Raw genomic sequence first — 9,817 nt, forward strand, 5'->3', positions numbered from 1 at the left:
GTGATGAACAGATCCTTTATTGCCCGTAACCCTTCGGTGCTGATCTTCCTGTCTATACTGGCCCTGTTCACGCTGCTTGTGACGCTGCTCTCTGAGGGATTTGGCGCAGGCCTGGTCTCGACCAGCATGGTGAAAACCCTGGGCAAGACCCTGTGTCTCTGTCTGATCGCCGTGGCGATGGACCTGATCTGGGGCTACACTGGTATCCTTTCGCTGGGTCACTTCGCCTTTTTTGGCCTGGGCGGATATATGATCGGCATGTGGCTGATGTTTGAACGCACCCGCCAGATTGTTGTCACCTCACTGTCTGAAGGCGTACTGCCGCCGACACCAGAAGACATCCAGGCGGCCATTGGCAACCAGATCTTTGGCGTGGTGGGCAGCAGTGAGTTCCCCCTGATCTGGATGTTTGCAGACAGCCTTGTGCTGCAGCTGGCCTTTGTTGTGCTGGTCCCCGGCGCTTTGGCCTTTGTCTTTGGCTGGCTGGCGTTTCGCAGCCGGGTGACAGGCGTGTATCTGTCCATTCTGACCCAGGCGATGACCCTGGGGCTGTCCCTGTATCTGTTCCAGAATGCCAGCGGTCTGCGCGGCAACAACGGCTTGTCCGGCCTGCAGAACCTGCCCGGCGTCACAGCGCCGCAATCAGTTGTCTCCCTCTGGTTCTTCTGGGCCTCAGCACTGGCGCTGGCGCTGGGCTATCTGCTGGTCGCCTGGGTGGTGTCGGGTAAATTTGGCTCGGTCATTCGCGGCATTCGCGACAACGAGGCCCGGGTGCGGTTCCTTGGGTATTCGGTTGAGAGCTACAAACTAGCGGTCTTTACCCTGACGGCTTGTATTTCCGGCATCGCAGGCGCGCTCTACTACCCGCAGGCAGGGATCATCAACCCGGCCGAGGTCGCACCGATTGCCTCGATCTATCTGGCGGTCTGGGTGGCGATTGGCGGCCGCGGCAGGCTTTATGGTGCGGTGATCGGCACCGCCCTCGTCAGTCTGGTATCCAGCTGGTTCACCGGCGGCCAGGCCCCTGACGTGAATCTGGGTTTTTACACAATCAAATGGGTCGATTGGTGGCTGGTTCTGCTGGGCCTCAGCTTTGTGCTGGTCACGCTCTATGCACCACGCGGGATTGGCGGGTTGTTTGACCTTGTGGCGCGTAAAAACCCGGGGGAGGGGCCATGAGCACGCTGTTAGAAGTCTCCGGCGTCACCGTCAGCTTTGACGGGTTTCGCGCCATCAACAATCTGTCCTTTCAGATCGGAGCAGCCGAGCTGCGCGCGGTGATTGGGCCCAATGGCGCTGGCAAGACCACGTTCATGGATATCGTCACCGGTAAAACCCGTCCCGATGAGGGGCATATTCTGTGGGGCGAGAAAAGCATTTCACTGATCGGGATGTCCGAGGCCAAGATCGCCCAGGCCGGGATTGGGCGGAAGTTTCAAAAGCCAACGGTTTTTGAAGACCAAACCGTTCAGGAAAACCTGCTGATGGCGCTGCGCAAAGATCGCAGCCCGCTGGCTGTGCTCCTCTTCAGACCGTCGGTGCCGGACCTAGATCGTGTGGCTGAACTGGCGGCAGAAATTGGCCTCACTGAGATGCTGTTGCGGGTGTCCGGTGAGCTGAGCCATGGGCAAAAACAATGGCTGGAAATCGGCATGCTGCTGGCACAAGAGCCGCGTCTTTTGCTGGTGGATGAACCCGCTGCGGGCATGACACTGGCCGAGCGCGAAAAGACCACCGCCATCCTGACCGAAGCCGCCAAGACCCGCGCCGTTGTTGTGGTCGAACACGATATGGAATTCGTGCGCCGTTTGAACTGTAAGGTGACAGTTCTGCACGAAGGCGCGGTTCTGGCAGAAGGCTCGCTGGATCACGTGACAAAGAACAAAGACGTCAGCGTCGTCTATTTGGGGCGCTAGGATATGCTGAACGTTGAAAATCTCTCTTTGCACTACGGCAACTCGCAAATCCTGCACGACGTCTCGATGCGCGCTGAGCTGGGATCGGTCACCTGCGTTATGGGCACCAACGGGGTTGGCAAAACCAGCCTGCTGAGGGCGCTGTCTGGCGCACATCCCTATTCGGCGGGCGCAATCACACTGGACGGCAAAGACCTGAACCATGCGCCCGCGCATCAGCTGGCCCGGCTGGGGATCGGCTATGTGCCGCAGGGGCGCGATATCTTTCCGCTAATGACAGTGCGCGAGAATCTGCAGACCGGTTTTTCCTGTTTGCCAAAATCCGAGCACTTTATCCCTGATGACATTCATGAGCTTTTCCCGGTGCTCAAAGAGATGGAGAACCGTCGCGGCGGCGATTTGTCTGGCGGGCAGCAACAGCAACTGGCCATCGCACGCGCATTGATCACGCGGCCAAAGCTATTGTTGCTGGACGAGCCAACTGAGGGCATTCAGCCCAATATTATCCAGCATATCGGGGACGTTATCCGGCTGCTGCGGGGCAGGGGCACCATGGCGATTATCCTGGTGGAGCAGTTTTTTGATTTTGCCTTTGATCTGGCCGATGATCTGGTTGTTCTGAAGCGCGGCGAGGTGATCAAGACGGCTCCCAAGTCTCAGGTCGAACGGGACGAGCTTTTGTCGCTGGTCTCTGTTTGAAATTTCTCTGTTTAAAGGATCAGACACTGCCCAGTCCGAGTGAGCCCAGACAAGGTTGAGGTTTTCTGAGTGGCTGCTCAGGTGACCGGCTACTCAGGTGACCGGCGTCGAGGGATCGTGCCGGTCACCTGAAAAGGCATATTTGTTCAGGAGGTGAACAAAGCGCCATATGTGTCGCGCAGGACGTTTTTTTGCACTTTGCCCATGGTATTTCGCGGCAGCTCTTCCACGAGGACCAGCTTGCGCGGATGCTTAAAGCGGGCCAGGGCTTGTTGCACCGCAGCCTTCACGGCATCCAGATCCGGAGACTGGTCTTTTTGGGCGACGATCACGCCCACGACCGTTTCGCCAAAATCCGGATGCGGCACGCCGATGACGGCGCTTTCCAACACTCCGGGTTGGTCGTCCAGGATCAGCTCGATCTCTTTCGGGTAGATGTTGTAGCCTCCGGAAATAATGAGATCCTTGTTGCGCCCAACAATGTGTACATAGCGCTCAGCATCCACCCGCCCCAGATCACCGGTGATGAAAAACCCGTTAGCGCGCAGCTCTGCCGCCGTTTTTTCGGGCATTTGCCAGTAGCCCTTAAAGACATTTGGCCCGCGCACCTCAATCTGGCCCACCTCACCGTCAGGCAGGGTCTCGCCGGTTTCCGGATCGGTGATTTTCAGCTCAACCCCGGGCAGTGGAAAGCCTACCGTTCCTGCACGCCGTTCGCCGTCATAGGGGTTTGAGGTGTTCATATTGGTTTCGGTCATGCCGTAGCGCTCAAGAATGCGATGGCCGGTGCGCTCTTCGAACTGTACATGGGTTTCCGCCAAAAGCGGCGCCGAGCCTGACACAAACAGCCGCATATGTGCGCTCAGATTCCTGGTAAACCGCGCGTCCCCCAACAGGCGGGTGGAAAAGGTCGGCACCCCCATCATTGTCGTGGCCTGCGGCATCCAGCGGATGACCTCGTCGAGGTCGAACTTTGGCATAAAGACCATGCTGCTGCCCGCCGCCAGGATGACATTGGTGGCGACAAACAGCCCATGGGTGTGGAAAATCGGCAAGGCGTGCAACAGTACGTCCTTGTCGGTGAAACGCCATTCTTCCACCAGTGTATGCGCGTTTGACAGCAGGTTGTCCTGGGTTAGCATGGCTCCTTTTGAGCGCCCGGTTGTGCCCGAGGTATAGAGGAAAGCCGCCAAATCATCGCCCCTACGTGCGACTGCGGCACACTGCTGTGGCGTGGCGCGCGCCTTGTCCATCAGGGTGCCGCTGCCATCGGCATTCAGGGTTTCACCCCGAGCCCCCAGCTCATTTGCCAGTACCGTCATGGTCTCGGCACTTTTGCCGTCACAGACGATCAGGGACGCGCCGCTGTTTTCAATAAAGTAGCTGAGCTCATCCACAGTATAGGCAGTATTTAAGCGGCAAAAACACCAGCCCCGCCTGCGCGCAGGCCGCATAGAGCGCCAAGGCCTCTGGTGATTTTTCGACCTGCATAGCCACCCGGTCACCGGGTTTCAACCCGATCTGCGTGGTGACATTGGCGATCTGGGCGCCCATCGTCAGGAAATCCTGATGACTGATCACCCCACCGTCCAGCAGATGCAAAAACGGTGTCGATTGTCCCGCGTGAATACCAAACAGGCCATCATAAAGAGGGTTTGCCATGGGTTTACCTTTCCTGTGCCGCAGGGAGGCGGACGGCATCCGCCAGCGCCTTGACCTCGGCCGTCGCGACAACCTCGCGCGTGGTGACGAAATTTTCGTGGTTCTGAGCGACCTTGGTGAGGTCATAGAGATAATTGACCATTGTGCCAGCGGATTGGGCCCGCCCCTTATCTGAGGTGTCGGCACCGGCGTGTACCGCATGCACAATGGCGCCATTGCCCAAATGGAACCGGGCCACGGGGTCCATAGGCTGGCCGCCGCGTGATTTTGCGTTCAGCAGATAATAGGCTGCAAGGGACTGTATGTCTGTGCCGGTGTCTTCACCCAGCGACTGGCCTTCCTGCCTTAGCCATGCGCTCAATCCCGGAAGGGGAGAGAGGGTGACAAAGGTCTTCAGCCCGGCCAGTTCGGCCGCCAGATCTGCGGCAACCTGTTTGATCAGCGAGTTGCCAAAAGAGATGCTGGCCAGGCCCGCCTGACAGTTCGAGATGGAGTAGAACACGGCGGTATCCGCCTGTTCTGCGGCCATGGACGTGCGGTCTTCGGCCAGCAGGGCCTGAACCGAGTTCGGGGTCCCCTTGCTAAGCGCCACTTCGACAAAGATCAGCGGCTCATCCGGCATCGAGGGATGGAAGAAGGCAAAACACCGCCGGTCTGCGGGCTCCAGCCTGCGGCGCAGATCCTCCCAGCTGTCGATGGCGTGCACGGCCTCATAGGCGATGATCTTCTCCAGGATATGTGCCGGGCTTTCCCAGCTGATAGGGCGCAGCACAAGAAAACCGCGATTGAACCAGGAGGCAAAGAGATGGCGGAAATCCAGATCCAGCGCCTGAAGTTCTGGCTCTTTGCGCCCCAGCCGCAACAGGTTAGCCCGCATCTGCACCAGAGCGCCGGTCGCCCCCGGCACCCGGTTCAGACGGCGGACAAACTCTTGCCGCGCCGGTTCGGCCGCCTCGGTAAAGGCGCGGTAGCTCGCCTTTGAAGGGGCTTTTTCATAGTCATCCAGAGTGGTGCGCACCCTTTCCGGGTCGATGTTCATCGTGGTGGCGATATGGCGGAAAAAGGCGAGCTTTGCCGCGTCGTCCAGCTGCGAAAACCGCGACAGGATTTCTTCGGCCAGCGCCAGACCAGAGGTCTCGCCCGCAGAGCCAACCAGCGCGGCGGCCAGCTCTGTCAGTGGACGGCCATCGCTTTGCGCCGCGCGGGCCTCGCGGCGATAGCGTCGCTCAAAAACCGTTGAGAGCAGGTCTGCAAGCAGGGTCATATCGCCGCTCCCATCACGGCATCAGGCAGCCAGGTTGCAAGGCCAGGGAACAGGCAGAGCAGCACAATCGCCAGAACCATGCAGGCCACAAAGGGCAAAGAGCCGGTCAGGATGGTTTTGAGGGAGATATCCGGCGCGATGCCGTTGATCACATAGAGATTCAGCCCGACCGGAGGAGAGATCAGCCCGATCTCCATGTTGATGGTCAGCACCACGGCAAACCAGATGGGATCAAACCCGGCAGTGTCGATGATCGGCAACAGGATCGGTGCGGCCATCAGGATCACAGCGACGGGGGGCAAAAAGAATCCGGCGATCAGCAAGAAGACATTCACAACCCCCATCAAGACCCAGCGATTGACGTTCAGTGTGCCGATCCATTCGGCGATGGACTGGGTGATGAACAGCGAGCTGAGCATGTAGGAAAACACCCAGCAGCGGCGATGATAAACAGGATCATCACGCTTTCCTTGGTGCTGTCACGCAGCACCACCCACAGATCACGGGGATTCCAGAGCTTGTAGATGATCATGGCCGATCAGCAAACAAAGCAGAGCGCCAACTGCAGCCGTCTCCGACGGGGTCGCAATACCGCCATACATCGCATAGAGCACGCCCAGGATGATCGCGAGGAAGGGCAGAACGCGGGGCAGGATTTCAAACCGTTCCGCCCAGCTATAGCTACCTGCGCCGAGACGTGACGCATCGCCCGATTTCCAGGTGGAATAGAGCGACCAGGCCATAAACAGCACAACCAGCAGTAGTCCCGGGATCACACCGGCCAGAAACAGCCGACCAATCGAGGTCTCTGTGGCGATGCCATAGACAATCATCGTAACAGAGGGCGGGATCAGAATACCCAGGGTGCCGCCCGCGGCGATCGAGCCTGCGGCAACCCCGTCCGGATAGCCCCGCTTGCGCATTTCAGGAATACCCATTTTGCCAATGGCAGCGCAGGTGGCAGGGGAAGACCCGGACATCGCCGCAAACAGCGCGCAGGCGCCAAGGTTTGAAATCACCAGACCGCCGGGCACACGGGTCAGCCAGCGCTCCAGCGCTTCATAGAGATCCGCGCCTGCCCGCGTCGAGGCGATTGAGGAGCCCATGATGATGAACATCGGGATCGACAAAAGAGCAAAGTTGTCGAGCTTGCCAAACAGCAGCTCGGGCATCAGTTCCAGCGACCGGGCACCGTCGAATATGAGCAGGAAACCTGCGGAGACAATCAACAGGCCAATGGCCACAGAGACGCCGGAGAAGAGAACCAGAATGGTGGCAATGGCCACAATCGCTCCCAAAAGAAGAGGGTCCATCGAGATTACTCCAGACCAAAGGGTTTATCGATGCCAAGCAGCACAGCCACGAGGTCGGCGATCAGTTGCAAAAGCAGCAGGCCAAAGCCAACCGGAATTGCCAGATAGGGGATCCACAGGCGTACGCCCCAGATCGTGTCGGATTTCCAGCCGCGGTCCCAGGCGAAATGCCAGTACTCAAAGCCGTAAAACACCATCACCGCAACGATCGAGATCGACAGGACCGAGGTGACGATGGCCATGAAAAAGCGGGGCCGTGGCGACAGCGAGAGTGGGATCAGATCCACGTTCACATGGCCACGCAGGCTCTGCACATAGGGCAGGCCGACCAGGGTGGCGGCGATCACCAGATAAATGACGGCCTCGGTTTGCCAGACGGTCGAGCCATTCAGCACGAAACGGACGATGATCATCTGGCACGTGATGGCAACGGCGGCGACAATCATGGCGGCCGAACACCAGCCGGCCAGTGTCGACAGCGCCGAAACTAGGCGAAGGAAAGGATTGTTCCCGGTATGGGACGCAACGGCGGAGCTATGGCCTGCCACGAGCGCCTCCTGTGATTTGAATTTCAGAGAAAGGAGAGGGGAGAGGCAGGGCGCGCTGCAGGCGCCCCGCCAAAAGGTCACTCAACAGCCAGAGCCAGATCCAGCAATGTCTGTCCGTCTTTCACGTCTGTGACGAACTTTGCATAGGAGGTCTCCATGGCAATGGCACGCCAGGCCTCAAAATCCTCAGCCGTCATTTCGGCGATTTCCACACCGGCATCGGCAAAGACTTTTGCAGAGGCAGCATCCTGAAGCTTGGCTTCTTTGAGATAGTAGGCCTCGGCTTTTTCAGAGGCGGCCAGCAGGGCAGCCTGCTGTGCGTCGTTCAGACCCTCAAAGGCGGTTTTGTTCATCAGCAGTGGCTGATACATGAACCACAAAGCAACATCGCCTGCGGGCGTGTAGCAGCTGACCTGCTCATAGATGCGGTAGGACACAAAGGACGAGGACGAGGTATTGGCCGCCTGCAGAACACCGGTCTGCATCGCGTTGTAGATTTCGGATGAGGCCATAGAGGCGATAGAAGCCCCGGACCCTGCCAGCATCTGCTCAAATGATTTACCGGCGGCACGGGTCTGCAAACCCTCTACGTCGCTCGGCTTGGTGATGCATTTGTCCTTGCCGGCAAAGCCGCCCGCAAGATAGCCGTGCACCAGCACCATGACATCATCCTCGGCCATCTTCTCCTCCAGAGCGGCCATAAAGGGTGAGTCAGACAGGCGTGCGGCGTGATCGTGGTTTTTCACCAGACCCGGCATCAGGGTCAGGTTATAGGCAGGCTGCTGGCCCCCGGCATAGCTGAGCGGCAGAACCGTCATATCCAGCTGGCCGCGGCTCAGGGGTTTATACTGCTCCCGTGGCTTGAAAAGTGATTTCGAGCCGAAGATCTTGATGTCGAGATCAACACCGGCAGCAGCCACTTCGTCGGCGACAATCTGGGCCACCTTATGGCGGATGTCTTTGTTTGACCATTGGTGCGACAAGCGCAGCTCAGTGGCATGGGCCAGCGTGCTCACGGATGTGAGCGCCAGGGCCGCAACGGCAGTCTTCAGCATGGATTTCATGTTTTCCTCCCATAAGAATCCGATCCGGTAGATACCGGGTGCTGGCAAGATAGGCCTATGATGTATTTCAAGTCAAACTTCTTGTATACAATAATTGCGTTCTTGAATTTCAGAATGGGGCTAACTAAAAAGACAGCTATGGAACAACGCCGCGCAGATACGATTGCAAAAGAGCTGGAAGAGCTCATCTTTGACGGAACATTTTCGGATGGAGACCGGCTGGATGAGGTGCGCCTGGCGGAGCAGTTTGGCGTCTCGCGGACCCCTTTAAGAGAAGCTTTGCAGCGCCTTTCCCGCTCTGGTCTGGTTGAGCTGATCCCGCGCCGCGGCGCCTTTGTGCGGCAACCCGGCCCGGTTGAGCTGATGGAAATGTTTGAGGTCATGGCCGAGATCGAGGCCGTGTGTGGCCGGCTTGGCGCGATGCGGATATCTGATGCGGCTTTGGCAGAGCTGCGGGATGCAAACGTCAAATGTCAGGCGGCCATCGACGCCCAGGACCCGGATACCTATTACGCCGAGAACGAACGGTTTCACCTGATCATCTATCAACAGTCCGGCAACAGTTTTCTGTCTTCCGAGGCAGCAGCACTGCACCGGCGTCTAAAGCCATTTCGCAGGCAGCAGTTGCGCTTGCGCGGCCGGATGGCGCAGTCAATGACCGAACACAAAGAGATCGTTGAAGCGCTTGAACAGGGTAAACCCGAGCGCGCAGCAAATATCTTGCGGGACCATGTGGCGATCCAGGGGGAAAGGTTCCACAGTCTGATGGCAACCCTAAAGACTGTGGCTGAATAGCCCTTTAGGTCTGTCTGGCTGAATAGCTGGTCGGATCTGGCGGCGGTACCAGATTCATGTCGCTGCTAGGGGGGCGGGCCTCACTCAGCCCGCAAATTGTGCTGCCCTGCAATCCGAGCCTCTATCTATTTTCACCCTTTACAGAAGAAGCCCGCAGTGAAGGTCTCATCTTCACTGCGGGTAAAATTTTCGGCGCCTGACTGCATTGGTGTTCCAATGGTTTCAGGAGGCCGCTACTCGTTTGCCTGAGGCGATTTAAATCGCGTCAGACCAATTCACACTCAAGGTTTCTCCATAGAGGTTCCAGTCGTTTTGGGTGATGTGATACCCTTCGAGCAGGATTGTGCTTTGATGTGCTGTCCCGGCTTCCAGCAAGATCAGGCTGTCGTTTCCTTGCAGGCTATAGCTGGCATCCAACGTACCCAGGCCCCAGCCATAAACGTCCAGCACATCCCCTTCTGAGAAGTCCGCAATGGTGTCTGTGCCAAGAGACGTGAATTCAATGCCGTCAGTTTCGATATTGAATTCAAAGCGGTCATAGCCCGCGCCACCAATC

The 9,817-nt window shown here is 58.1% G+C and carries 8 protein-coding genes and 2 pseudogenes; 4 read left to right on the forward strand and 6 right to left on the reverse strand.

The genetic code is table 11. The features are described 5' to 3' along the window. Nucleotides 1–3 precede the first annotated feature (3 nt). Genes urtC through urtE form a run of 3 tightly spaced genes read left to right on the forward strand, consistent with a single transcriptional unit; the run spans nt 4 to nt 2,615 of the window. Nucleotides 4–1,179 (forward strand): urea ABC transporter permease subunit UrtC, encoded by a 1,176-nt coding sequence (gene urtC, locus B4968_RS01190; RefSeq protein ID WP_083095909.1) that lies wholly within the window; start codon nt 4–6, stop codon nt 1,177–1,179. After that, nucleotides 1,176–1,916 carry an urea ABC transporter ATP-binding protein UrtD gene (gene urtD / locus B4968_RS01195; RefSeq protein ID WP_083095910.1) on the forward strand — a complete coding sequence of 247 codons (741 nt, stop codon included), beginning with the start codon at nt 1,176–1,178 and terminating at the stop codon, nt 1,914–1,916. Before urtC ends, urtD begins: the two co-directional genes overlap by 4 nt. Nucleotides 1,917–1,919: 3 nt before the next feature. Continuing rightward, nucleotides 1,920–2,615, forward strand: a complete 696-nt coding sequence (gene urtE / locus B4968_RS01200) for an urea ABC transporter ATP-binding subunit UrtE (RefSeq protein WP_083095912.1) — start codon at nt 1,920–1,922, stop codon at nt 2,613–2,615. Between the two features lie 146 nt (nt 2,616–2,761). Here urtE and B4968_RS01205 read toward each other — a convergent pair. From B4968_RS01205 to dctP, 5 genes and pseudogenes are all read right to left on the reverse strand, one after another. Further along, nucleotides 2,762–4,277, reverse strand: a pseudogene (locus B4968_RS01205) (malonate--CoA ligase). A gap of 4 nt (nt 4,278–4,281) precedes the next feature. Continuing rightward, nucleotides 4,282–5,541 carry a malonyl-CoA decarboxylase gene (locus B4968_RS01210; protein WP_083095913.1) on the reverse strand — a complete coding sequence of 420 codons (1,260 nt, stop codon included), beginning with the start codon at nt 5,539–5,541 and terminating at the stop codon, nt 4,282–4,284. After that, nucleotides 5,538–6,854, reverse strand: a pseudogene (locus B4968_RS01215) (TRAP transporter large permease). The gene B4968_RS01210 and the pseudogene B4968_RS01215 overlap by 4 nt, the downstream one beginning before the upstream one ends. Nucleotides 6,855–6,859: 5 nt before the next feature. Beyond that, nucleotides 6,860–7,402: a TRAP transporter small permease gene (locus tag B4968_RS01220; RefSeq protein WP_083095931.1), complete on the reverse strand. Its 543-nt coding sequence runs from the start codon at nt 7,400–7,402 to the stop codon at nt 6,860–6,862. 77 nt (nt 7,403–7,479) lie between these two features. Beyond that, nucleotides 7,480–8,466 (reverse strand): TRAP transporter substrate-binding protein DctP, encoded by a 987-nt coding sequence (gene dctP, locus B4968_RS01225; RefSeq protein WP_083095915.1) that lies wholly within the window; start codon nt 8,464–8,466, stop codon nt 7,480–7,482. A gap of 138 nt (nt 8,467–8,604) precedes the next feature. Here dctP and B4968_RS01230 point away from each other — a divergent pair, with 138 nt between their 5' ends. After that, a complete protein-coding gene (locus B4968_RS01230; RefSeq protein ID WP_083095916.1) occupies nt 8,605–9,261 on the forward strand; it encodes a GntR family transcriptional regulator in 657 nt (218 codons plus the stop codon). Between the two features lie 255 nt (nt 9,262–9,516). Here B4968_RS01230 and B4968_RS23425 read toward each other — a convergent pair. Continuing rightward, nucleotides 9,517–9,817: hypothetical protein (locus B4968_RS23425; protein WP_206601075.1), on the reverse strand; the 301-nt coding region annotated here is incomplete at its 5' end.

It is taken from the genome of Pseudophaeobacter leonis, from assembly GCF_002087335.1.
In the GTDB taxonomy this organism is placed as follows: Bacteria; Pseudomonadota; Alphaproteobacteria; order Rhodobacterales; family Rhodobacteraceae; genus Pseudophaeobacter; species Pseudophaeobacter leonis.